Annotated in this window: 19 protein-coding genes; 5 read left to right on the forward strand and 14 right to left on the reverse strand. The window is 71.4% G+C overall.

Annotated elements, in window-relative coordinates:
• The 3 genes from GVV86_RS13910 to GVV86_RS13920 all read right to left on the reverse strand — a co-directional run.
• A partial coding sequence (locus tag GVV86_RS13910) for an aconitase family protein (RefSeq protein ID WP_246669992.1) occupies positions 1 to 792 on the reverse strand: 792 nt, incomplete at its 3' end.
• Between the two features lie 81 nt (positions 793 to 873).
• A complete protein-coding gene (locus GVV86_RS13915) occupies positions 874 to 2,190 on the reverse strand; it encodes a class I SAM-dependent RNA methyltransferase (RefSeq protein WP_159803107.1) in 1,317 nt (438 codons plus the stop codon).
• 9 nt (positions 2,191 to 2,199) lie between these two features.
• A complete protein-coding gene (locus tag GVV86_RS13920) occupies positions 2,200 to 4,170 on the reverse strand; it encodes an APC family permease (RefSeq protein ID WP_246669993.1) in 1,971 nt (656 codons plus the stop codon).
• A 205-nt stretch (positions 4,171 to 4,375) separates the two neighbouring features.
• Here GVV86_RS13920 and GVV86_RS13925 point away from each other — a divergent pair, with 205 nt between their 5' ends.
• Positions 4,376 to 5,050: a potassium channel family protein gene (locus tag GVV86_RS13925; protein WP_159618904.1), complete on the forward strand. Its 675-nt coding sequence runs from the start codon at positions 4,376 to 4,378 to the stop codon at positions 5,048 to 5,050.
• The gene (locus GVV86_RS13930; RefSeq protein ID WP_159618906.1) at positions 5,047 to 5,736 is read left to right on the forward strand and encodes a potassium channel family protein; all 690 of its coding nucleotides are present in this window, start codon (positions 5,047 to 5,049) and stop codon (positions 5,734 to 5,736) included. Before GVV86_RS13925 ends, GVV86_RS13930 begins: the two co-directional genes overlap by 4 nt.
• A gap of 67 nt (positions 5,737 to 5,803) precedes the next feature.
• Here GVV86_RS13930 and GVV86_RS13935 read toward each other — a convergent pair whose 3' ends face one another.
• The 4 genes from GVV86_RS13935 to dut form a co-directional block, all read right to left on the reverse strand.
• Complete coding sequence (locus tag GVV86_RS13935) at positions 5,804 to 6,553, reverse strand: DUF3159 domain-containing protein (protein WP_159618908.1); 750 nt, start codon at positions 6,551 to 6,553, stop codon at positions 5,804 to 5,806.
• A complete protein-coding gene (locus tag GVV86_RS13940; RefSeq protein WP_159618910.1) occupies positions 6,554 to 6,874 on the reverse strand; it encodes a single stranded DNA-binding domain-containing protein in 321 nt (106 codons plus the stop codon).
• The gene (locus tag GVV86_RS13945) at positions 6,867 to 7,625 is read right to left on the reverse strand and encodes a DUF3710 domain-containing protein (protein ID WP_159803109.1); all 759 of its coding nucleotides are present in this window, start codon (positions 7,623 to 7,625) and stop codon (positions 6,867 to 6,869) included. The genes GVV86_RS13940 and GVV86_RS13945 overlap by 8 nt, the downstream gene beginning before the upstream one ends.
• A 79-nt stretch (positions 7,626 to 7,704) precedes the next feature.
• On the reverse strand, positions 7,705 to 8,199 hold the full coding sequence (dut, locus tag GVV86_RS13950) for a dUTP diphosphatase (protein WP_281406961.1): 495 nt from the start codon (positions 8,197 to 8,199) through the stop codon (positions 7,705 to 7,707).
• A 288-nt stretch (positions 8,200 to 8,487) separates the two neighbouring features.
• Here dut and GVV86_RS13955 point away from each other — a divergent pair, with 288 nt between their 5' ends.
• Positions 8,488 to 8,952, forward strand: coding sequence for a DUF3093 domain-containing protein (locus GVV86_RS13955; RefSeq protein WP_159618914.1), 465 nt, complete (start codon positions 8,488 to 8,490; stop codon positions 8,950 to 8,952).
• Between the two features lie 6 nt (positions 8,953 to 8,958).
• Here the strand turns inward: GVV86_RS13955 and GVV86_RS13960 are convergent, their stop codons facing one another.
• A complete protein-coding gene (locus tag GVV86_RS13960) occupies positions 8,959 to 9,258 on the reverse strand; it encodes a DUF4193 domain-containing protein (RefSeq protein ID WP_159618916.1) in 300 nt (99 codons plus the stop codon).
• Positions 9,259 to 9,573: 315 nt separating this feature from the next.
• Between GVV86_RS13960 and sepH the strand changes: the two genes are divergently transcribed.
• A complete protein-coding gene (sepH, locus tag GVV86_RS13965; RefSeq protein WP_159803110.1) occupies positions 9,574 to 10,839 on the forward strand; it encodes a septation protein SepH in 1,266 nt (421 codons plus the stop codon).
• 173 nt (positions 10,840 to 11,012) lie between these two features.
• Here sepH and GVV86_RS13970 read toward each other — a convergent pair whose 3' ends face one another.
• From GVV86_RS13970 to GVV86_RS13985, 4 genes are all read right to left on the reverse strand, one after another.
• On the reverse strand, positions 11,013 to 11,735 hold the full coding sequence (locus GVV86_RS13970; RefSeq protein WP_159618920.1) for a thymidine kinase: 723 nt from the start codon (positions 11,733 to 11,735) through the stop codon (positions 11,013 to 11,015).
• Complete coding sequence (locus tag GVV86_RS13975) at positions 11,728 to 12,960, reverse strand: alkaline phosphatase family protein (protein ID WP_159803111.1); 1,233 nt, start codon at positions 12,958 to 12,960, stop codon at positions 11,728 to 11,730. Before GVV86_RS13975 ends, GVV86_RS13970 begins: the two co-directional genes overlap by 8 nt.
• Before the next feature lie 7 nt (positions 12,961 to 12,967).
• Positions 12,968 to 13,645 (reverse strand): DUF5998 family protein, encoded by a 678-nt coding sequence (locus tag GVV86_RS13980; RefSeq protein WP_159618924.1) that lies wholly within the window; start codon positions 13,643 to 13,645, stop codon positions 12,968 to 12,970.
• Between the two features lie 64 nt (positions 13,646 to 13,709).
• Positions 13,710 to 16,439: a bifunctional acetate--CoA ligase family protein/GNAT family N-acetyltransferase gene (locus GVV86_RS13985; protein ID WP_159803112.1), complete on the reverse strand. Its 2,730-nt coding sequence runs from the start codon at positions 16,437 to 16,439 to the stop codon at positions 13,710 to 13,712.
• A 97-nt stretch (positions 16,440 to 16,536) separates the two neighbouring features.
• Between GVV86_RS13985 and GVV86_RS13990 the strand changes: the two genes are divergently transcribed.
• Positions 16,537 to 19,050, forward strand: a complete 2,514-nt coding sequence (locus GVV86_RS13990) for a DNA gyrase/topoisomerase IV subunit A (RefSeq protein WP_159803113.1) — start codon at positions 16,537 to 16,539, stop codon at positions 19,048 to 19,050.
• 429 nt (positions 19,051 to 19,479) lie between these two features.
• Here GVV86_RS13990 and GVV86_RS13995 read toward each other — a convergent pair whose 3' ends face one another.
• Together GVV86_RS13995 and cydC are read right to left on the reverse strand one after the other, a co-directional pair.
• The gene (locus tag GVV86_RS13995; protein WP_246199801.1) at positions 19,480 to 20,463 is read right to left on the reverse strand and encodes a GNAT family N-acetyltransferase; all 984 of its coding nucleotides are present in this window, start codon (positions 20,461 to 20,463) and stop codon (positions 19,480 to 19,482) included.
• On the reverse strand, positions 20,450 to 24,043 hold the full coding sequence (gene cydC, locus GVV86_RS14000; protein WP_159803114.1) for a thiol reductant ABC exporter subunit CydC: 3,594 nt from the start codon (positions 24,041 to 24,043) through the stop codon (positions 20,450 to 20,452). The genes GVV86_RS13995 and cydC overlap by 14 nt, the downstream gene beginning before the upstream one ends.
• Positions 24,044 to 24,094 lie beyond the last annotated feature (51 nt).

The raw sequence follows: 24,094 nt of genomic DNA on the forward strand, positions 1-24,094 counted from the left end.
CGTGGCCCCGGCCGGAATCGACCCCGAGAGCCTGAAGCCGACCACCCGCGGGATCAGCATCGACACCGGCTGGCCCAGCATCGCCGCCTCCGCCTCGATCCCGCCGACCCCCCAACCCAGCACGCCCAGCCCGTTGACCATGGTGGTGTGCGAATCGGTGCCCACACAGGTATCCGGATACGCCCGCAGCACCGTCGCCCCGTCCGCCCCGGTCACCTCCCGGGTCATCACCGTGCGGGCCAGGTACTCAAGGTTCACCTGGTGCACAATGCCCATCCCCGGGGGCACCACCTTGAAATCATCAAACGCGGTCTGGCCCCAGCGCAGGAACTGATACCGCTCCCCGTTGCGCTGATACTCGATTTCCATGTTGCGCTCCAGCGCCCCGGCATTGCCGAACACATCGATCTGCACCGAATGATCAATCACCATCTCCGCCGGCGCCAACGGATTCACCTTCTTCGGATCCCCGCCCAGCTCGGCCACCGCCTCACGCATCGTGGCCAGGTCCACCACGCACGGCACCCCGGTGAAGTCCTGCATGATCACCCTCGCCGGAGTGAACTGGATCTCCGTATCCGGCTCCGCCTCAGGATTCCACCCGGCCAGGGCCCGCACATGATCGGCGGTGATATTGGCCCCGTCCTCGGTCCGCAGCAGATTCTCCAACAACACCTTCAGGCTGAACGGCAGCCGCTCCGCACCCTCCACCGCCCCCAAACGGAAAATCTCATACGAGGTCCCGGAAACCTCCAGCACACCCCTTGAACCAAAGCTGTTGGCAACTCCCATGGCCGAGTCCTTCCACCGCTGGAGGAGTCCGGGGCGGGGTCCGCGTCCGGAACCGATGCCTCAGATTCTAGCCTCGGGTTCTCACGACGCACCCCGTGGCGGGGAAAGCAGTGCGAATGATTCCATGTGGTGCGTGTGCGGGTACAGGTCGAAGACCCGCAGCGTGTCAAGGGTCCACCCGCGGGCCTGGAAGAGGCCGAGGTCGCGGGCGAAGGAGGCGGGGTCGCAGGAAACGTACCCGACCCGCCGCGGGGCAGCGTCGAGGATCTGCCCGACGACCTTCTTGCCGGCACCGGCCCGCGGCGGGTCGAGGAGCACGACGTCGAGCGGGCCGTCGTGGGAGGAAAGCACCTTGTCCACGCGGCCCTGGACGATGCTCACCTGGTCCTGGCCGTGAAGGTTGCGGCGGGCGTCCCGGCTGGTGCCGGCCGAGCCCTCGACGGACAGCACCGACCCCTTGGCGCCGACGGCGGAGGCGAGCGGCACGGTGAACAGCCCGGCCCCGGCGTAGAGGTCGGCGGCGTGCTCGCCCTCGGCGACCTGCAGCCCCTCCAGCACGGCGCCGGTCAGGACCTCGGGCCCCTTGCGGTGGATCTGCCAGAACCCGGCCCCGGTGACGCGGTAGGCGTGCGGACCGACCTGCTCCTGCAGCCAGGTCCGGCCCTTGAGGCGGTGCACGGTGCCGGTTGCGGCGTCGAGGACCGCCACGGAGGCCCCCGCAATCTGGGCCGCGATGGCCCCGGCCCGGCGCGGCGCCGTGCCCTCGGCGGGGATGAGCAGCACGAGGGGATCCCCGCCGCCGGAGCCGACGGCGACGTCGACGCGCTGCATCCCCGAAAAGTCCAGGTCCCACAGCCGCAGGGCGTTCACCGCGTCGACAGCCAGCGGCATCTCAGTGACCGGAACCAGCGCGTCCGAGCGGTGCACGTGCATGGCCAGCCGCCCGTTGCCGGTGACGGCGAAGGCCGCCCGGGTGCGCCAGCCGAGCCCGTCGGGGGTTTCCCCGGGCGCGGCCTCGACGGTGACGTCCCGCTCGGTGCGGGCGATCCGGGTCAGCTGCTCGGCGAAGATCTGCGCCTTGACCCGGCGCTGCTCCTCGAGCCGGATGTGGCCGAATTCGGCTCCCCCGACCGGCGCGGTGCCCTGTGCGGCGGCGGCCAGCGCGTCGGCCTGCGGCCACGGGTGGGTCACCCGGTGGGGTGAGGCCTCGAGGACCTCCACCGTGTCACCGCGCCAGAAGCTCGCGTCCGGCTCCTGCTCGGTGAGGCGGACCCGCACCCTCTCCCCCTGAAGGGCGTGCCGCACGAACACGACCCGCCCTTCATGCCGGGCGACGGTGTGCCCGCCGTGGGCCGGGCGCTCGATGGTCAGCTCGACGACTGTCGATTCGTTTGTCACTTGCTCACTTCAGATCTTGGTTTCTTGGTCGGCCCTGGCGGACGCCAGCTGCCAGGGGACGCTGGCCACCATCACCCCGGGGACGAAGTGGAGGCGGGCCTTGATGCGCAGGGCTGTCTGGTTGTGCACGAGCTGCTCCCACCACTTCCCCACCACATACTCCGGGATGTACACCACGATCAGGTCGCGGGGCGATTCGCTGCGGATGGTTGCGATGTAGTCGAGGATCGGCGTGATGGTGTCCCGGTACGGCGCGGCGAGCACGGTGATCGGGACGGGCAGCTCCAGTCTTTCCCAGTCCTCAAGCGTACGCCGGGTCTGCTCGGCGTCCACATCGACGATGATGGCCTCGAGCCGTGAGGGCCGCGATGCGCGGGCGAAGGCCAGCGCCCGCAGCACCGGCTTGCGCACGTGCGAGACGAGCAGGACGGCGTGGACCCGGGCCGGCAGGGCGCGCAGGTTGTCGGCGTCGTCAATGGCCAGCTCCGACGCCACGCTGTCGTAGTGGCTCTTGATGCTGCGCATGATCGCGAAGAGCACGGCCATGGCGAGGACTGCGATCCAGGCGCCGTATTCGAACTTGGTCACGAGGATCACCACGAGCACCGCCGCGGTCAGGATGAATCCGGCGGTGTTGATCGCCCGGGACTTGCGCATGCGCCACCGGGCCTGCCGGTCGGCGGTGCTGCGCAGCTCGCGGGTCCAGTGGGTGATCAGCCCGAGCTGGCTGGCGGTGAAGGAGACGAACACCCCGACGATGTAGAGCTGGACGAGCTGGGTGACGTCGGCGCCGAAGAGCAGGATCAGGGCGGCCGCGCCGAGGCCCAGCGCGAGGATGCCGTTGCTGTAGGTGAGCCGGTCCCCGCGGGTCCTCAGCTGGCGCGGCAGGTAGCCGTCGCCGGCGAGCCGGGAGGCGAGCAGGGGGAACCCGTTGAAGGCGGCGTGCCCGGCCAGCAGGAGCACAAGCACCGTGGCGCCCACGACAAGGAAGAACGGAAGCGTCGCATCGTTGAAGACCGCCGCCGCCAGCTGGCTGAGCACCGGACTCTGGAGGTAGTTCTCCCCCACCGGGAGGCCGTCGATGAGCAGCTGGTTCGCGGGATCAAGCACCACGCGGACCTTCGCGACGTTGGCCAGGTAGATCACCCCGGCCATCATCAGGGACGCCACGGCCGCCAGGACCACCAGGGTGGTGGCGGCGTTGCGTGCCCGCGGCGCCTCAAAGCTGGGCACGTTGGCGGCCGGGGCCTCGATGCCGGTCAGCGCCGCCGCGCCGGCGGAGAACGCGCGCAGGATCAGCAGCGCGCCCCCAAGCCCCACCAGCCCGGCGTCGAAGGCGGCGTCGGGCACAATTTCAAAGCCTGCGCTCGGGGCCTCGCGGAGGGTCCCGGCCGCGCTCTGGAACACGCCCACGGCGCACATTCCGAGCACCACCGCGGTGAACAGATAGGTGGGAATGCCGGTGAGGCGTGCCCCGCGCGTCACTCCGCGCAGGTTCAGCAGGACCAGCGCTGCCACCCCGGCGACGGCGAGGCCGGTGCGCATCGGCGCCGCGCCGGGTGCCAGTTCGACGGCGTACTGGGCCGCCGCGGACACCGACACTGCCACGGTCAGCACGTAATCGACCATCAGGGCCGAGGCGACCAGGGCGCCGGCCTGCCCGCCGAAGTTCCGGCGGGCGATTTCATAGTCCCCGCCTCCGGTGGGATAGGCGCGCAGGGCCTGGCGGTAGGAGGCGATGACCACCAGCAGGACGGCGATCACGGCGAGGCCCACCCAGGGGGCGAGCACGACGGCGGCCACTCCGGCGAGGGCCAGCGTCAGGATGATCTCATCGGGAGCGTAGGCCACCGAGGACAACGCGTTGGCTGAAAAGGTGGGCATGGCCCAACGCTGGGGCAGGGTCTGGCGCCTGCGCCTGTCACTGCGGAAAGGCTTGCCCACCAGCACCCGCTTGGCGGCCCCGAAGAAAGTCAGCACGGCCCCCAGACTAGCGCGTTTGTGCGCCGCGGAAGCCATTAGGCTGGAGACCTACGGCAGCCGGCGCTGCGGTCTGCGGCTGCGCAAGCCGCCGCCTAAGCACCGGCCGCCGAGCGCCTCCGGACGACGACCGGACACCGACCGGATTGAGCCGGTAAGCAGCCCGGAATGCCGCCGGGCGCAGCAGGAGACAGGGGTGCCCTCGATGGCTCATTTTGTGATCATGGGATGCGGCAGGGTGGGGGTCAGCCTCGCCCACACACTCGACGAGTCGGGCCACAGCGTGGCGATTATCGATCAGGACGACCGGGCGTTCCGCCGCCTGCGGTCCTCCTTCGGCGGCCGGAAAGTCACCGGGGTCGGGTTCGACCGGGACACCCTCAAGCACGCCGACATCGAGAACGCCTACGCCTTCGCGGCCGTGTCCAGCGGAGACAACTCGAACATCCTGGCAACCCGGGTGGCCCGGGAAACCTTCCACGTCCGTCACGTGGTGGCCCGGATCTACGACCCGGGCCGGGCCGAGATCTACCAGCGGCTCGGCATCCCCACGGTGGCGGCCGTCCGTTGGAGCGCCGACCAGGTGCTGCGGCGGATCCTGCCGGAGCAGAGCATCGACGGGGACTACCGCGAGACCTCCGGGCGCCTGATCCTGGGTGAACTCTCACTCAATGACGCCTGGCTGGGCCGTCCGCTCAAGGACATCGAGGCCGCCGGCGGGGTGCGCATCGCCTACCTGACGCGGTTCGGGGAGGGAATGCTGCCCACGGATGAGACCAGCTACCAGCAGGGCGACATCGTGCACGCCATGATGAAGACAACCGCGACCGATGAAATAGGGCGGATTCTCGCAAGTCCACCCAAGGAGAATGCCGAATGAGAGTTGTCATTGCCGGAGCAGGGAGCGTCGGGTCCTCGATCGCGCGCGAACTGCTGTCGAACAACCATGAGATCCTCCTGATCGACGAAAAGCCCGAGGTGATCGGGCGCAGCGGGCTCAAGGGCGCCAAGTGGCTCATCGGGGACGCCTGCGAGCTGACGACCCTCAAGGACGCACGGCTCGACGAGGCCGACGTCGTCGTCTCTGCCACCGGGGACGACAAGGTCAACCTCGTGGTGTCGCTGCTGGCCAAGAGCGAATTCGGTGTGGGGCGCACCGTGGGCCGGGTGAACAACCCGAAGAACGACTGGATGTTCGACGATTCGTGGGGTGTCGACGTTGCGGTGAATACGCCGCGCCTGATGACCGCGCTCGTCGAGGAGGCGGTCGAGATCGGCGACCTGGTGCGCCTGCTCACGCTGCAGACCGGGGTCTCCTCAATCCTCGAGTTCACGGTGCCCCAGGATTCTCCATTGGTCGGTCAGCCTCTGAGCTCGGTCGAGCTCCCGCTCGACTGTGCGGTGGTGGCGATCCTGCGCGACGACGTGCCCGTCACGCCGAGCGCTGACGACACCGTGGAGGAGGGCGACGAACTGTTCTTCCTGGCGGCTGTGGCGGCGGAGAACGACCTGCGGAGCGCTCTGGCGGCGCGCAGCCGGCCGGAGGCGGACTCGACCCCGGCCTGACGGGCGGCGCCGGCTCCCGACGTCGGACCTCCGGACGTCCGCCCGTCGGTCGAGGGCCGGGCTCCGCCTAGCGGGCGGGCCCGGGCTCCGGGGCGGGGGTTTCGGGTGCGGCGGGCCGCGACACCAGCCACGCCAGCCACAGGCCCAGCGCGTACAGCGGCAGCCCCATCGCGACGCGCAGCGTCCCGAGGGCGGCCACATTGCCGGCCAGGTAAAGCGGCAGCTGGACGGCCAGCCGCAGCGCGAGCACGGAGATGATGATCCACGTCGCCAGCGAGTAGGCCCTCACGCGCAGGGGGTCCTTCCGCCATTCGGTGCCCTCGGACCGGATGAAGCCGAACAGGACGCCTGCGATCGGCCAGCGCACGGCGATGGAGAGGGCCATGGCGGCGATGTACGCGGCGTTGATGTAGAAGCCGGGCAGGAAGAAGTCCTCGGCGTTGCCGGTCCGCAGTGCGACGATGGCGCAGAACGCCACGCCGATGAGCCCCGAGAGGGCCTGGGTGAGGGGCCGGCGGGAGACCAGCCGAACCACCGAGAAGGCCGCGGCGGCGGCGAGGGCGGCCACCAGGGACACCGTCAGGTCCCGCGTGATCGTGAACAGCACGGTGAACACAAGTCCCGGCACGATGCTCTCGGAGAGTCCTTGCACCCCGCCGACGGAGGAGAGGACGTCGATGCTGCCGTGGGCCGTGCGCTTCACGCCCGCCCGCGCCGCGTACTGGGACGCAAGGTCCTCCGGCCGTGGCCGGTCCTGTGCGTCGCCGTGCTGGTTTTGGGCGTCGCCGTGCTGGTTCTGCTTCGGGTTCTGGTTCACTCAGGGCTCCTCGGGCCGTCCAATAATTTCATAGCGCGGGTTGTACACGGTCAGCATGCCCTCGACCCGGCTGGCCATGCCTTCGAAGGCGAGTTCGACGCCGGCTTCGATGCCGCGCACTTCACGCTGGCCCATCCACACGAGGCGCACGCGGGTCCCGGGCAGGGGCCCGGCGTCGACCCTCACGATGGCGGAGAAACGCGGTGAGGCGTTCTTTGGCTGGTAGGTGACGGAGTCGATCAGCCCGCGACCGCGCAGCCGCCCCCGGGATCCGCGGGCCGCCCCGCCCGCCGGGGGCAGGGACCGGCCGGTGTCAGCCAATCTCGGTGATCTCGGGGCCGCGCTGGGGCGCGGTGAGCCCGGGCCGGACCGGCGTCGACGGGTTCGGGGTGGCGGATGCATCCTTGGGCAGGCGCAGCGGCAGGAGTTCGCGCGGGGGAAGCGGGTGGTCCCCGCGGACGACGACGACGTTGCGGAAGAGCGCCTCCACCGGCGCGGCCGCGGCCTCGTTGAGCGCCGCCGGTCCGCCGAAGACGCCGCGCAGGAACCAGCGCGGCCCGTCCACGCCGACAAACCGGGCCACGCGGACGCCGGAGGTTCCGTCGGGCAGCGGGGCGGGCAGCTGGGCGATCAGTTCGGTGCCGAAGGTGCCCTTCCGTTCCTGCACCGTGCCGCCCTGGGACCCCACCGAGAGGCCGATCTGCTGGCGGATTTCATCCCAGACGCCCTCGGAGCGGGGTGCGGCGAAGGCCTGGAGCTGCAGGGTTGAGCCGCCGAGGTCGAGGGTGACGGCGATGACCCGTTTGGTGCGCTCCTCCACCTCGAGGCGCAGCTGCAGTCCTTCGGCGGCACCGATCTTCAGCGCCCCGAGATCGATGTAGCCCTCGGTTGAGTCCTTCTCGGCCGAATCGAAGGGACCGGATTCACGCCGCTGTGCCTCGAGGGTCGCCTCCGCCGGCTCCGGGGTCTCGGCGGCTTCCGCCTCGGTTCCGCCGGTGTCCGCGGCGTCGGTGCCCTGGGGCTCCGGCGAGCCGTCGTCCTGCTTTTTCTTCTTCAGGCGCCCAAAAACCATTTGTGGGTTCCTCTCCTCGATCTGTCGACGTGGTGTTCGGTTCCGGACGGCGAAGCGCCCGGTCTGCTGTGGGGGCGGCTCAGCCGCCGGTGGCGGGGTTGTGCGCCTCCGGCACGGGGGTGAAGCCACCGGTGGAGCCGAAGCCGCCTGCGCCGCGTACCGATTCGGGCAGTTCCTGGACCTGCACGAAGGACGCCTGCTCGACCCGCTGGATCACGAGCTGCGCCACCCGGTCGCCGCGCGCCAGGTGCACTGTTTCGGAGCGGTCGGTGTTCAGCAGGATGACCTGGACCTCACCGCGGTAGCCGGCATCGATGGTGCCGGGGGCGTTGACGACAGACAGGCCGTGCCGGGCAGCCAGTCCGGAGCGGGGGTGGACGAAGCCTGCGTAGCCGGCGGGCAGGGCAACGGACACCCCGGTGGGCACCAGTCGGCGTTCCCCCGGCGCGAGCGATACGTCGATGCGGCTGCACAGGTCCGCGCCGGCGTCCCCCGGCTGGGCGTACGCGGGCGGTTCGAGGGCGTCGTCGAGCATCACGATCTGCACCTGCAGGTCCTGCTGCGGGTCTGGCACGGGTTTCTCCAACCTCTGGTGTGCACCGGCGCCGGCAACGCCGGAACCGGTGGGACGTTCGGTGAACTTGGGTGTTCGGTGGTCCTGAACTGATGGTGTTTCTATCGCTGCGGTGGTCCTGGCGGGGGTGCCGCGGGTGGACTCCGCGGCGGGCAGGGCGGGCCGCCATCCCCGCGCTGATCTTCCACCGCTGCTGCTGCCCCAGCACACCACTTTAGCGCCTCGGGCGCGGGGCGAGGGCCCGCTGCCGGGATGAAACCTCAAGGCAAAAGGTGTAAATGTTAGAGCATGTCGAAAGCCGCAGAAGGGTCCGTGGAGGACACTGTCATCTATTCCGAGCGGCTGTGGCCATCAACCTGGGTCTGGCTGCTGGTGCTTGGTGCCGCCGCAGCGTCGATCGTGACCTTTGCCCCCATCGATGTGTTCATCGGATTCGCGGCGGCGGTGGTGATCGCACTGGTCCTGGTGACCCTGCTTGTCCTTTCCACCCCGCGGATTGTGGTCACGCCCACCACCCTCACGGTCGGCCGGGCGACCATCGAGCGCCGCTACCTGGGCGCGGTGTCGGCCTACACCGGCGACGACGCGACCGAACAGCGCGGTACGGCCCTCAACGGCCTGGCGTACCTCTGCATCCGGGGCTGGATCTCCCCCGTGGTCCGCATCGAAGTCACCGACCCCGAGGACCGCACCCCGTACTGGCTCGCGTCCACCCGCAGGCCCAAGCAGTTCACCGCCGCCCTCGCACGCTGAGCCGGCTCAGCCCTCGCACTCGCTGCAGAACAGCAGACCGTTCTTCTCGCGGGCAATCTGCGAGCGGTGGCGGACCAGGAAGCATGAGGAACAGGTGAACTCGTCGGCCTGCGCGGGCAGGATCTGGACCGTGAGTTCCTCACCCGAGAGGTCGGCCCCGGGTAGCTCGAAGGAATCGGCGGCCTCAACCTCGTCCTCGTCGACCACCGGCGACTGCACGGCGGCGGCCGTGGTGCGCAGCTCCTCGATCGGCTCGGCGGCTGTTGCTTCATCGGTGGTGCTCGACGCGTCGTAGTCGGTCGCCATGGTGGTTCCTTCACGCTCCGGTCTTAGGGGGCAGCGGCCGGGCCCGTCCGGAAAGCCCGGCCCGGCCCCGGTGTGTGGGACTTTTACCAGTGCATTCTGCCCCATTGGGGCCGACCGGGGCCGCCGCCCGGCGCCCGCCGTGTCGACCCGGGTGGCCGCAGTGTCGGCCGGAGCGCCTGCCGGGCCGGGCGGCTGCCGTCCGCCGGCTGGCCGCCGCAGCCCAAGAAACCGCGCCACACCACGGGGTGTAGTAGGAATGACGGGCATTCAGTGGCAGAGTTTCGACTAGTAATTACTGTCGGCTGGAGGATTTTAATGCAGGAGCTGCGCCTGGTTGGTGTGGATGGCGATCATCTGCTGTTAAGCGGCGACGGAGGAGCCACGTTTCGTCTGCCGATCGACGAAGCTCTTCGAGCGGCAGCGTCCCGGCAGTCGACGCGGGTCGCTCCCGCCGCCCCGCCCTCCCCGACCGGCCGGACCGGCCCATCGGTCCACCTGACACCGCGGGACATCCAGGCCCGCATCCGCAGCGGCGCGACCGCGCAGGGGATCGCCGAGGAATCGGGGCTCGAGCTCTCCCACATCCTGCGGTACGAGGGACCTGTGCGCGCCGAGCGCGACTACATGGCCTACCTCGCCCAGCGCGTCGAGGTGGCAGCCCCCCTTCCCTCCCACGACGGCTACCGCTCCGCCTTCGGCGACAACCCGGCCCAGCTCGGCGAAATGGTCGCGTTCCGGCTCGAGGCCTACGGGGTCGACGCCGCGAACATCGAATGGGACTCCTGGCGGCGCTCCGACGGTGCCTGGACAGTTGTGGCCCGCTTCGACCTTCCCGAAAGCTCGGCCGTGAACGTCGGCGAGGAGCCGCCCGCGCAGTGGACGTTCAACCCCTCCCGCAAGACCGTCGTGAACGCCAACCGGTGGGCGCAGCTGCTGAGCGAACTCGAGCCGCTCGACGGGCCGCTTCCCAACCGCCGGCTCAGCGCCGTCGCCGACCGGGTCTTCGACTTCGAGGCCGAAAAGGCCGAGGAGCCCCCCGTCGAGACGCACGACGACGCGGACGGCCTGCTCGATGTCCTGCGCTCGCGCCGCGGCCAGCGGCTCGGGGCCGATGAGGACAGCGATGACAACCTCGCCGAACTGCTGACCAAGGGAAGCATTCCCGCGGCGCATCCCCGCGACGGCTTTGAAGCCGAGGACGGCTCGCTGCCCCCGGGACTGAGCCTCGCTCCCCCGCCCCGGGAGGGCGGTGAGGACCCCGACCTCCACGCGGACGGCTCGCCCCGGCTTTACCACGGGGTCAGCACCGAGACCCGCGAAATCAGCATTTTCGCCGTGCCGGTCCGCGCCGCCGAGGACGGCGGAGCACCCGCGGACGGCTCCCGGGGCAAGGACACCCCCGACGCTTCCGGGACACCCGCAGAGGCCGGTCCGGGCGACCGCCGCGAGCAGTCCGGAGACAAGGGCAGGGACACCGGTGCCGAAGCCAAGACCGAGGAACCAGCAGACCGGCGCATCAAGCCCAAGCGCTCAAGCGTGCCCAGCTGGGACCAGATCGTCTTCGGCACCAAGGGCGACTAGCAGTACCCGGCCCGCCTACACCGGCGGGCCGCAAGGGTTAGAGGTTCCCTGGGAGCCCGGAACCACCGGTTCCCCGAGCCTGCGGTTCGCCCGGATCCCCTTGGCTCCTCGGGCCCGCGGTTTCGCAGGGTCCCCCGCTTCCAGAGCCGGCTGATGCGGAGATCCCGCCGGCCTCAGAGCGTCGCCGGCTCCGCCTCCGGGGCCGGCTCGAACGGCAGCGGCAGTTCGTTGCCCACCAGCGCGTTCGAGGCACGCGAAGTCTGCCGGCGCATATGGTGCCTGCGGCACAGCGTCTCGTACTCGGTGACCGGCTCCGCCGCACCGGCGGACCGGGGCGCCTCCCCGGCGCTATCTGGATCGGCCGCCGCCTCGACATCCCCAACCACCATCTGGTCCCCCTCGACGACCATGGTCCCGTCCACGATCCGGGCATTGTGGGTGGCGCGCTTGCCGCACCAGCACAGGGCCTCGACCTGGAGCACCTGGATGCGGTCCGCAAGCTCCACGAGCCGCTGGGAACCAGGAAAGAGCCTCGTGCGGAAATCCGAGGTGATGCCGAAGGCGAAGACGTCGATGTCCATGTCGTCGGCGATGCGTGCCAGCTGGTCAATCTGGCCCGCGGTGTAGAACTGCGCTTCGTCGCAGATGAGGTAGTCAACCCGGGCGCCCTGCGTGAGCCGGCCGGTCACCTCGCTCCAAAAGTCGGTGTCGGGGTGCACCTCGACGGCGCGGGTCCGCAGCCCCAGGCGGCTTGAGATCATCGACTCGCCGGCCCGGTCATGGGAGCTGAACAGCACGCCCTTCCGGCCGCGGGCGCGGTGGTTGTGCTCCATCTGCAGGGCAAGTGTCGATTTTCCGGAGTCCATCGTGCCGCAGAAAAAGAGAAGTTCAGCCATGGTTCGGCCTTTCGGGGGTGGGCTTCGTCCCGCGCCGTGCGGGGACCTTCCGGGCGGGTTCGGGCCGGCGCAGCGTCAGCAGCGGCACCTCGCGCTCGGCCCGCGTCATTGACCCGTGCTGACCGATCACCTCGAGGGCGGAGGCGGAGGTGCGCCGGGTGTCGAAGAGGGCGATCGGCTCGCGGGCGGCCACCAGCAGGTCTCCGATCCGCGGCAGCACCGAGGGATCGACCGTGGGTCCGAACAGGCCGGCCTGCACGGCCTCCCCGCGGGTCAGGATCCAGGCCTGGCGCCCGAAGGCCTCCTGCCACGCCGACCGCAGCCGCTCCCGGCCGGCGGCGTCAAGCCCCGGTTCGAAGTAGAGGTGGACCATCCGCGGCTCCCCGGCGGTGTGGGCGATCCCGTCCACGAGGGCGGGCCGGGCCGAGTAGTCGAAGCGCTGGCCCTCGGCGACGTCGACCATCCCGTGGTCGGCGGTCAGCAGCAGCAGGGTGTCCGCCGGCATCTGCCGGGCGAGGGACTTCATGGCCGAGTCGAGGTCCTCAAGCCGGTCCGTCCAGTCCGTCGAGGCGCAGCCGTGGCGGTGGCCGGCCTTGTCCAGGTCGTTGAGGTAGAAGTACATGAGCATGGTGTCGGCGCCGGAGAGCTGCTCGGCGGCGGCGCGCACCCGTGCCTGCAGCGTACCGGCGCCAACGAAGCTCCCGCCGCGCAGCGCCGCGCGGGTCATCGGGGAATCGGCGAACCTGGACTGGCTGACCGTGACGACCGGAATCTCGCGGGCGGCGCGTTCAAACACCGTGGGATGGGGCTGCCAGGTGACCGGGTCGACGCCGCCGTCCCAGTTGCCGAGCATGTTGACCACCTTGTCCTGCGCGGGGTCAAGCACGTCGTAGCCCACCATGCCGTGCAGCCCGGGCGGCAGGCCGGTGCCCAGGCTCGCCAGGGAGGCTGCGGTCGTCGAGGGGAACGCCGACCCGAGGGTGCGGGCACCCTCAAGGTGCGCGCGCAGGAACGGGGCGTGGCCTCCGCGCTTCTTCAGCAGGGACAGCCCCAGACCGTCGACCATCACCACGCAGATCCGCCGGACGGGCGGCAGCCCGAGGGCGTTGCCGAACCCGCCGAGCCCGAGGGCCGCGGCGGCGCTGGTCAGGACTTCCCCGACGGTGCCGGCGCCGTAGGCCGGCGGTGCGGGCAGGGGTTCGAGGTGCGTCGAAAGGCTCGTCACGGACCCTCTACCGCCCGTGGGGAGCCCGGGTGAACCGTCCGGCGAAGCCGGGCTGGCGGCGTCCACCGCCGTCGGAGGTCAGCACGGCGCCGCCTCCCACGGAGCTGGCGGTGTTCACCTTGCGCAGCGCGCGGGCGAAGGACTTGGCATTCTGGACCGCCTGGACGCCGTCGGCCTCGGCGCTGACGCGCAGCACGATGTCCTCCTGGGCGATCGTGCCGGTGTAGCCGTGGTCGGCGTCGCACTGAGGATCCCCGCAGGAGGCCGGACCCATGTCCAGGCGCTGCCCGCCGGACCAGGCAATGGCCAGAGTCATCTCCCGCGCCGGGTCGGAGGGCTTGTAGTCCTGGGGCTGGGCGTAGAGGTAGCTGAGGACGACGGAGCGGATCTGGCTCACGGGAACGGATTCGGTGGAGATCTGGGCGGTGACCTGCTCACCGGCGTCGTCGAGCTGCTGGTCGTCGACGTGCGTGATGACCAGCATGTCCTCGGTGAGGACCAGCACGGTGATGTGGCGGTGCACCTCGGTGCGCTCGAAGTGGGTCTCAAGGTGCACAACATGGGAGAGCGGCTCCCGGCCGTCGAGCGCATCATGGACGACGTCGGCGACCAGCCGTGGGTAGAAGCCCGCGCGCTCAAGGGACGAATCGAGGTCACGACGCTGCGGGGAGAGCGAAAGGGTCATGGTCCCAGTTTCCCCTACCCGCGTCCGCTCTGCCTAACCGCCGGAGGGCGGCGGGTGCATCGGGTCAGTCCCGCATCGCCCGGCGGGCGCTGTCGGTGCGGTGCCGCGGGTTGCCGACGTCGATGGTGGCGCTGAGGATCGCCAGGCCCGAGGTGGCCACCAGCACGGGGTTGAATTCGAGCAGGGCGATCTCGGGGTGGTTGTCCTTGAGCAGGGCCACCCTCGCCACGAGGTCCTCGACGGCTGCGATGTCGGCCGGGGGCAGGCCCTGGTAGCCGAACAGCTTCCGCGACGCCCGCGGTGCCCGGACCAGATCGGCCACATCGACGGTGGTCAGGGGCGGAACGCCGTGAGCCCAGTCGTCGAGCACGTTCACGGCGTCCCCGGCCAGCCCGAAGGACAGCACCGGGCCCAGGAGCGGGTCCTCGATCGCGCGCAGGGTGCACGCCTGCCCCGAAGGCGCCATCGACTGCACCTCCATGCCGAAGCTTCCGAAGGGGGCGAGCGCCTTCTCCATCGCGACGATATTGGCCCGCAGCGCCTCGGCGTCCTCTATGCCCAGGCGCACCCCGCCGAGGTCGAGGCGGTGTCTCAGGTGCTCGTCGGTGGTCTTCAGCGCCACCGGCCAGCCGAGCCGGTCGGCGGCCTTCACGGCCTCGTCGGCGGAGTCGAACGAGGCCGAGGGCAGCACGTCGATCCCGTAGTGGCCGAGGAGCGCCGCACCCTCCTCGGCGCTCAGGCGCGTCAGACCGACGCCGCTGACCCGGCCGAGGATCCCCTCGAGCTGCTCGGCGGCCGCGTCGTCGTCCGTTCCGGGAAGTTCGGCGAACTCGCCGTGGTCCCGGGCCCGCCAGCGGGTGTAGGCGACGACGGCGCCCAGGGCCGCCACCGCGGCCCCCGGGCTGGCGAAGGCCGGAAGCCCGCGCTGCAGCCCTGCTCCGGCCCGTGCTTCATCCGCCGCCGCAATTACCGGGGCTGCCGGGGAGGCGTCCACGAGGCCGTCGAGCTGCAGCTGCGGATCGAGCACGCCGGCGAAGGATGCGACCACGGGCTTGCCGGCGGCCTCCCCGCAGGCCTGAAGGGCCGCGGAGACTGCCTCTGCGGGCAGGCCCCGGGCCGGAAGCGTGGTGACGATCGCCGCGTGCACATCCTCCCGCGCCAGCGCCCCGGCCACAGCGGCCTCGAGGGCCGGCAGGGCGGCCGACTGGCCCGCGTCGAGGTCCAGGTCCGCCACGACGGCGGCCACCGCCATGCCCTGGGCGGCCACGGCGTCGGCGAGCACCTTGCCCAGGGCCGCGGAATTCGAGAAGACGGCGATCCCGGGCCCGGCCGGCAGCGGCTGGGAGGCAACGATCGAGGCGACGTCCATGAGCTGCTCGGTGGTTTCCACCCGGATCACCCCGGACTGGCGCAGCATCGCGTCGAGGGCGGCCGGCGGGGCCTGCGTAGTGCGCACCGCGTGACCGGGCGGCAGCTGCAGGCCCGTCACGGGCGACTTCGCGACGATCACCGGCTTGGTCTGCGCGAGCCGCCGGGCGATGCGGGAGAACTTGCGCGGATTGCCGATCGTCTCGAGGTAGAGCGCCACGGCCGACGTGGCGCCGTCGTCCTCCCAGTACTGCATGGCGTCATTGCCGGACACGTCGGCCCGGTTGCCTGCGGAGATGATCGAGGAGACCCCGAGTCCGCGGCGGGCCGCGGCCGAGTACAGCAGCACCCCGAGCCCGGCGGACTGGCTGAACAGGGCGAGGCCCCCGCGCCGGGGCAGGGCCGGCGCCATCGAGGCGTTCAGGCGCACCCCCGGGTCGGTGTTGACGATCCCCAGCGAGGCCGGGCCCACCACCCGCATGCCCTGCGCCCGGGCCCGGGCCACCAGGGCGCGCTGTCGGGCCAGGCCCTCTGCGCCGTCCTCGGCGTACCCGGAGGTGACCACCAGCAGGCCGCGGACCCCGGCGGCGGCGCATTCATCCACCACTCGATCCACCTGGTCCTTCGGCACGGCGATGACGGCCAGGTCCACCGGGCCGGGGACCTCGCGCACCGAGGCGTAGGAGACTCCGCCGCCGAGCTCGAAGGCCTCGGGGTTCACCGCGTACACGGTGCCGGCGAACCCGCCCTCGGTGATGTGCTCAAGGAGGGCGTGGCCGACGCTCCCCCACCGGCGGCTGGCGCCGATCAACGCGACCGAGGTTGGGCTCATCAGTCCCGCCACGCTGCGGGCCTCCGCCCGGTGTTCCCGTGCCTCCATCACGGCGCGGGACTTCCGCGTCGCGTCGATGTCGAAGCGAAGCTCGACGACGCCGTCGTCGAAGTGGCGCTCGACCTCGTAGCCGGCCTCGGCGAAGACGGTGATCATCTTGCGGTTCTCCGGGAGCACCTCGGCCGAGAAGCGCCGGATGCCGTTCTCCCGGGCGGCCGCGGCGAGGTGCTCGAGCAGGATCGAGCCGACCCCGCGGCCCTGGTAGGCGTCCGAAACGTTGAACGCGACCTCCGCCTCGGTGGGGTCGTCCAGCCGGTCGTAGCGGCCGATCCCGATGATGTCCGCGCCCCGGGTGATGACGAAGGCCACCCGGTCGTGGTGGTCCACCTCGGTGAAGCGCTTGAGTTCCTTGGCGCTCAGCGTGGCCTTATAGGTGAAGAACCTCAGGTAGATCGAGTTCTCCGACTGCCGGCTGTGGAAGGCCTGGACGGCGTCCGCATCCGAGGGCGCAATGGGCCGCAGGTGGCCCGTCCCGCCGTCACGCAGCACGACATCGGCTTCCCAATATTCGGGGTAATGTCCGTCGGCCACCATAGACTCAGCGTAGTGGGCAACGTCGGCGCGCGTCTGTAGCGCGTCCGGGCCCGCCAACGAAATGCCCGCAGATCCAAGTTGAGGAACCCCCACCGCTATGGCCAGGCGCCAAAAAACAGCTCCGCCCGAAGACTTCACCGAGAACATCATCGACATCGATGTCGAGTCCGAAATGCAGGACTCGTTCCTCGAGTACGCCTATTCGGTGATCTACTCGCGCGCGCTCCCCGACGCCCGGGACGGCCTGAAGCCGGTGCAGCGGCGCATCCTGTACATGATGACCGACATGGGCCTGCGCCCGGACCGCGGCCACGTGAAGTCCGCCCGCGTCGTCGGGGAGGTCATGGGCAAGCTGCACCCGCACGGCGACGCCGCCATCTACGACGCGATGGTCCGCATGGCCCAGGACTTCTCCCTGCGCCTTCCCCTGATCGACGGCCACGGCAACTTCGGCTCCCTCGACGACGGCCCCGCAGCCCCCCGGTACACCGAGGCCCGGCTCGCCGCCCCGGCCCTGAGCCTTACCGACCACCTCGACGAGGACGTCGTCGACTTCGTGCCGAACTACGACAACCAGCTGATGCAGCCGGAGGTCCTGCCGGCGGCGTTCCCGAACCTGCTCGTCAACGGCGCCAGCGGCATCGCCGTCGGCATGGCCACCAACATGGCCCCGCACAACCTCGGCGAGGTTATCGCCGCGGCCCGCCACCTGATCGCCCACCCCGACGCCGGGCTCGACGACGTGATGCGCTTCATCCCCGGGCCCGACCTGCCCAGCGGCGGAAAGATCGTGGGCCTGGCAGGGGTCCGCGACGCGTACGCCACCGGGCGGGGTTCCTTCAAGACGCGGGCGAAGGTGGAGATCGAGCAGCTCTCGGCCCGCCGCACCGGCCTGGTCGTCACCGAACTGCCCTACACCGTGGGCCCGGAGAAGGTCATCGAGCGGATCAAGGACGCGGTGACGTCCAAGAAGCTCCAGGGCATTTCCGACATCGTCGACCTGACCGACCGGATGCACGGGCTGCGCCTGGTCATTGAACTGAAGAACGGCTTCAACCCCAACGCCGTCCTCGCCCAGCTCTACCGGCACACGCCCATGGAGGATTCCTTCGGGATCAACAATGTGGCCCTGGTGGACGGCCAGCCCCGCACGCTGGGGCTGCTCGAGCTCCTCCAGGTGTATGTCGACCACCGGATCCTCGTCGTCCGCCGGCGCACCGCCTACCGGCTGGGCCGCAAGAAGGACCGCCTGCACCTGGTCGAGGGCCTGCTGATCGCGATCGTCGACATCGACGAGGTCATCCAGATCATCCGGTCCTCCGACGAGGCCGCCGCCGCGCGCGAGCGACTGATGTCGATCTACGACCTCTCCGAGATCCAGGCGAACCACATCCTCGAACTGCGGCTGCGCCAGCTCACCAAGTACTCGCGCATCGAACTGGAGAAGGAGCAGGACCAGCTGCGCCGCGAAATCGAGGAACTCGAGCGGATCCTTGGCTCCGAGGAGCTCCTGCGCACCCTCGTCTCCGACGAGCTCGGCACCATCTCCGAGAAGTTCGCCACCCCGCGGCGCACCGTCCTGCTGGAGTCGGAGGCAGCGGCCCCCCTGAAGGGCTCGGCGCTGCCCGAGACCGCGGGCAAGGGCGCGAAGGCGGTGCTGCCGCTGGAGATCTCCGACGATCCGGTCTGGGCGGTGCTCTCGGCGTCGGGCCAGATCGCCCGGACCGCCGACCGTGAACCGCTCGCGGACGGTCAGCGGATCAAGCACGACGCCTTCCGCTCCATCGTGCCTACGACGGCGCGGGCCGAGATCGCCGCGGTCACCTCCAGCGGACGCATGATCCGGCTGCAGGTCATGGACATGCCGGCCCTGCCGCCCAGCGCCGGGGTACCCAACCTTGCCGGCGGCGTGCCCGCGAAGGAGTTCATCACCCTGGAGCGCGGTGAGACCCTCGTCGGCCTGGCGCCGCTGAACACCGTGCTGGCGCTCGGCACGGCCCAGGGTGTGGTGAAGCGGGTGACCCCCGAGTACCCGCTGAACCGGGACGACTGGGAGATCATCGCACTGAAGCCGAAGGACGCCGTGGTGGGCATCGCCCCCGCCGGCGACGACGACCAGCTGGTCTTCATCACCCGGCAGGCCCAGCTGCTGCGCTTCGCGGGCTCCGCGGTGCGCCCGCAGGGCAGGACCGCCGGCGGCATGAGCGGCATCAAGCTCGCCGCGGGTGACTCCGTGCTGTCCTTCAGCGTGGTCGCTGCGGCCGACCCGACTGCCGTCGTGGTCACCGTCGCCATCTCCAGCGGCGCCCTCCCCGGCACCTCCCCCGGATCGGTCAAGGTGACCGACTTCGCCGAGTACCCCGCGAAGGGCCGGTCGACCGGCGGCGTGCGGGCCCACCGCTTCCTCAGCGGCGAGGACGGCCTGGCGCTGGCGTGGGCCGGGCACGGACCGGCGAAGGCTGCGTCCTCCACGGGTGTGGCCCGGGCCCTGCCGACCGAGCACGGCCGGCGTGATGGGTCGGGGATCGCCCTGACCCAGCAGATCGACGTCGTCGGTCCGGCGCTGTCCTGGCCGGCGGCGGAGGACGGCGGGCCGGCCGCTCCGGCTTAGCCCTGCCGGGGTGCCGGCCAGCGGCAGGGCTGCTCTCGAAGCGGCCAGCGCACCCGTTAGCGACGAGCCCCCGTGCATGCGACCAGCGCCCCCGAAAGCGACCACCGATCCGGAAATATCAGGCGCACCAGTCGTTTCCGGGTGCGTCTGTCGTTTCCGGGTGCGTCTGTCGTGATTGGGTGCGGTGCCCTAACGAAGCCCTCCGTGGCATGGACGCGGCACTCATCGGCTGCGGGCGAACCAGAATGCGACCAGCGCCCCCGAAAGCGACCACCGATCCGGAAATATCAGGCGCACCAGTCGTTTTCGGGGGCGTCTGTCGTTTCCGGGTGCACCGGCCGCCGCAAAGGGCACGATCCGGAGCCCTGCGCCCGACAGCGGTCAGGCCACGGTGAGCGACGCCGGTCAGGTCACGCCGGCCGGCGCTGGTCAGGTCACGGTGAGGTCGAACGCCAGTGAGCGCTGCGTAGGCACATACCCCATCCGCTCATACAGGCCGAGGGCGCCCGAGGGGTTCTCCGTATCGACGCCCAGCCCGGCGCTGTCCATTCCGCCCGCACGGAAGCGCCGCATGGCCTCCGCCAGCAGTGCCGGGGCCAGGCCGCGGCCCCGCCAGGCCCGGCGGACCCCCAGCAGGTCCGTGTACCCCTCGGCCCGGCCGAGAAGTTCCCGGGAGTCGGGATCGAAGCTGGCCATCTGGTAGGCAGCCACCGATCCTGTCTGCTTCTCCACGAGGGCCAGGCTCCAGTCGGCGCGGAACTCGGGATGGGCGGTGACGAAGCCCCAGGATTCCTCGTCGCGCGGCTCGCTGCCCCAGTGGTCCGCGAATGCGTCGTTGTGCGCGAGCCGGACGCCGTCGGAAATCGCCTCATGAAAGATCACGAGGTCAAGCTCCGCCGGCAAGGCGAGATCGGGGATCGGCTCCGAGAGTGGGCGGGTCATCTCGGTGAAGTACCGCACGACGGTGCTCCCGGTGAGTTCGAGCAGCGCCACATGGGAGTGGTTCCGCTCCTCGACGTACGTCCTCAGCACCCCGCCGCCGACGCCGGCACCGGCCAGACGCTCCCGAGCCCGGCGCTCCTGCCAGGCGAAGACCGCCCGCCCGATCCCGCGCCGCCGCCACGCCGGGTCGACGCCGCCGGCGCTGTGGGCCGTCACCGAGTCAGGGTTCAACATGATCCGGCCGAAGGCGCGTGCGGTGCCGTCGGCGTCGAGGCCGAGCACGGTGTCTTTGCGCGGGTCGTTCTTCGACGACGCCAGCGCCTGCTCCAGGTCGGCGCGGTCCTCGATCCAGTCGGGCTTGTCCTCGGCCGCCATCCGCAGGATCAGCCCGTGCCACTGGTCGACGTCCTCCACGGTGATGGGACGCCAGGTGAGGAAAGCGGGCAGGGCGGAAGGCTCAGACGGGCTCATAGGCCCAGCGTAGGTCACCCCCGCCGGGGAGGACATCCCGGCCGGCGTGCCGCCCGATCCGCACCTCCTCCTCGCACAGCTCCGCCTCGTGGGAGTCGTGGGTCACGAGCAGCACGGCCTTGTCGGTCAACCCCAGGCGCAGGTCGCGCAGGAGGTCACGGGCGCCGGCCGGGTCGAGGTGTGCGGTGGGCTCGTCGAGCAGCAGGACATCGGCATCGGTCAGCAGGGCCCGCGCGACGGCGAGCCGCTGCCGCTGTCCTCCACTGAGCCGGGTGCCGCCGGCACCGACCCGCGCGTCGAGCCCCTCCCCGAGCCCGTCGAGGAAGGGGCCGAGGCCGACGGCGTGCAGGACCCGGATGAGCTCCGCCTCGGGGATGGGGGCGCCGTCGTTGCGGGCGAGCTGCAGGTTGGCCCGCAGCGTCGAGTTGAACAGGTGGCTCTCCTGGGGGCACCAGGCGATCCTGCGCAGCACCGAATCCCCCGCGGCCACTCCCCCGCCGTTCACCAAAAGGCTTCCGGACCTCAGCGGCAGGAATCCGAGCAGAGCGCCGATCAAGGTCGACTTGCCGCTGCCCGACGGCCCCGTCAGTGCCGTCCAGCGGCCAGGCTCCAGGGTGAGTGAGACGCCGGAGACCACCGGTTCGCCAGGGCCGTACGCGACCGCCGCGTCCTGCAGGGCCAGGGACCGGATGGGTCCGGCGGGCCAAGCAGGTCCGGCGGCGGCAGGCTGCCCTGGGTCGAGCGTGCCGGCACCGCGGCGGGCTCCGGAGGAACGCCGGCGCCCGCGGGTGGCAGTGTTGCTCCCGGCGTGCCCCGGCCGGGCTCCGGAGGGCGCGGGGACGTCCTTCCCGTCGGGATCCGGTGGGAGGACCGGATGGAGCCGAGCGGCCACGGCGCGCAGCGGCCCCCAGTGCTGCACGGCGGCGGCGCCGGCCCCGAAGGGCTCGATCAGCGCCAGCTGCATCAGGGCAATGACAGCCGCGGTTTCGGCCGGAACGCCGGCCGAAACCGTCAGCACGCCGATCGCACCGGCGGTGCAGGCGAGCACGACAAGGCCCTGGCCGGTGCCGGCCGCCCACGCCACCCGCCGCAGCCCCCGGGCGGCACTGCGGTCCAGCGCCTTCCAGCGGCTCAGCGCCCGGCCGGCGGCGTCGTTCACCGCAAGGTCCGGGGCCGCGCGCAGCAGGCGCGCCGTGTGCTCGAGCGACTCGGCCCGCCGCACCACGTTGGCGGCACCGGCGGCCCGGTCGGCCAGGACTGCCGCGGCCGGCGCCGCCACCAGCGCCGCGGCGGTGACCGCCAGCTGCCAGCCGAGAGCTGCGGGGAGCAGCAAGGCCGTCGTCAGGATCGCCGCGGCCCCGGTCAGGAGCGCCGTCAGGGGCGGCAGGACCGCCCGGGGGGTCAGGTCGCGCAGTTCGTCGACATCTCCCACCAGGCTTTCGATGCCGCCGGAGCCGCGGGCGAGCGTCCGCCAGGATTCGGACCGCCCCAGCAGGCCCTCCCACACGCGCAGGCGCACCCGGTCAGCCCGGGCGAAGACGGCGCGGTGCAGGGCGAGCCGTTCGCTGTAGCGCAGCAAGGAGCGGCCGATGCCGAAGAACCTCACCCCCACAATGGCCGTGAGCAGGTACAGAATGGGCGGCTGCTCGGCCGCCCGCACAATCAGCCAGCCGGAGACGGCGGTCAGGGCGACGGCGAAGAGGGAGGAACCCAGGCCGAGGCCGGCGGCGCCAAGGAACCGCGGCTCCCACGGCCGGACCAGGGCCAGCATCGCCCGCAAACCCGCGGCGGGGACCTCCGGGTCGGCGGAAGGTTCCGCGGCGGGGACGGAAACAGGACGCCCGGGACGGTCGGCACCGGCACCGGAGGACCCGGCGTCGTCGGCCGTTGTGCCCGCCCCTGTGCCACCCGGCTGCTCGGAAGCAACCGGCCGCACGGAGACAGCCGGTTTCACGGCAGCGGCCAGCGCGCCGGGCACGGCAGCGAAGGGGACGCCGTCCGGTGCGGCGGCGGGTCCGCCGAGGACGAGGGTGGCATCGGCGAGCGCGGCGGTGTGCTCGTCGTGGGCGATCAGCAGCACCGTGAGGCTTCCGCGGAGCCGGTGCAGGACGCCGCGGATGGCTTCGGTGGAGGCCGCGTCGACGTGGGCAGTCGGTTCATCGAGCAGCAGCAGGCGCACCCCGGGCTGGTGCCGGGCGCGCAGCAGGGCGCGGGCGACGGCGACCCGGCGTGCCTCACCGGGGCTCAGCTCGCCGGTCCGGCGGCCGAGCAGTCCCTTCCCGCCGACCGCGGCGAGACCGTCGGCGAGCGCCGGGTCGCCTGCGGGCAGCCCGGCGTACAGGGCGAGTTCCTCGCCGACCGTGTCGGAGAGGAACTCCGGGTGCTGGGGCACCCAGGTCACCGAGCCCGGGACGGCACCGGACACCGTACCCGTGATTTCCAGCCCGGGCACGGCCGGCATGCCCGCCAGCAGGGCCATCAGGGTGGACTTGCCGCTGCCGCTCGGCCCGGTCAGGGCCGTGATGCGTCCCTCGGCAAGGCGAAAGGTGAGCCCGGCGAACAGCGGGCCACCGGCTCCCGCGAAGCGTGCGGTGAGGTCGTGGACCGCGACGCCGTCCCGGTCCGTCCGTGCCCGGCGCCGGGGCCGTGGAGCCTCGAGGATGGCGCGGACACGCCCGCCGGCCTCCCTGCCGTCCTCGCTGGCGTGGTGGGCGGCCCCCACCTCGCGCAGCGGGGTGTAGCACTCGGGGGCCAGCATCAGGGCGAGGAGGGCGGTTTCCAGCCCGAGGTCACCGTGGATCAGGCGCACCCCGGCGAAGACCGCCACGACGGCCACCGAGATGGTGCTGATGAGTTCGAGGGCCAGGGAGGACAGGAACGCGGTGCGCAGGGTGGCCATGGTGCGCGCGGAGGAGCGGTCGGCGATGGCTGCCAGGGCCCGGGTCTGCTGAGCCGCCCGGCCAAGGCCCACGAGCACCGGCAGGCCCCGGGCCAGTTCCACCAGGTGGTCCGACAGCCGTGCGAGGGCGGCCGCGGCGTCCCGGGTGCGCTCCTCGGTGTGGAGCCCGATCAGGATCATGAAGACCGGCACCAGCGGGACGGTCAGCAGGATGACGACGGCGCTGATCCAGTCCGCGGCGAGAATCCTCACCCCGACCAGCAGTGGGACAACGGCGCAGGTGACCAGCGCGGGCAGGTACTGGGTGTAGTACTTGTCGAGCCCGTCAAGGCCGCGGGTCAGCAGCACGCTCAGCGCCCCGGTCCCGGCGGCCGCCGGGGTGCCGGGACCGGCGTCCCCGCCGGTGCCAGCCGGCAGGACGGCGCTGCCGCCGTCCCCGACGACGCGCTCCAGGGCGGCGTGACGCACCCGTTCCTTCACCCCCACGACAAGCCGCGCGGCCGTGACGTCCTGGCCCCAGGCAGCGAGGGTGCGCAGCACGACGCCGGCGGCACCCAGGATCAGCAGCGGTCCGGACTCGAGCCCCCCGTCAGCGAGGGAGGCGAGCCCCGCGGCGAGGGCCGAGGCCACCAGCACCAGGCCGGCGGCCTTCGCCGCCGCCAGGACCCCGAGCAGGTACACCGCAGGAGTCGACCCGACCGGACCGGCCGGGGACTCCGACCCCCTCCGGCG

Origin of the sequence: Arthrobacter zhaoguopingii (genome assembly GCF_009828595.1) — a bacterium.
Classification (GTDB): domain Bacteria; phylum Actinomycetota; class Actinomycetes; order Actinomycetales; family Micrococcaceae; genus Arthrobacter_D; species Arthrobacter_D zhaoguopingii.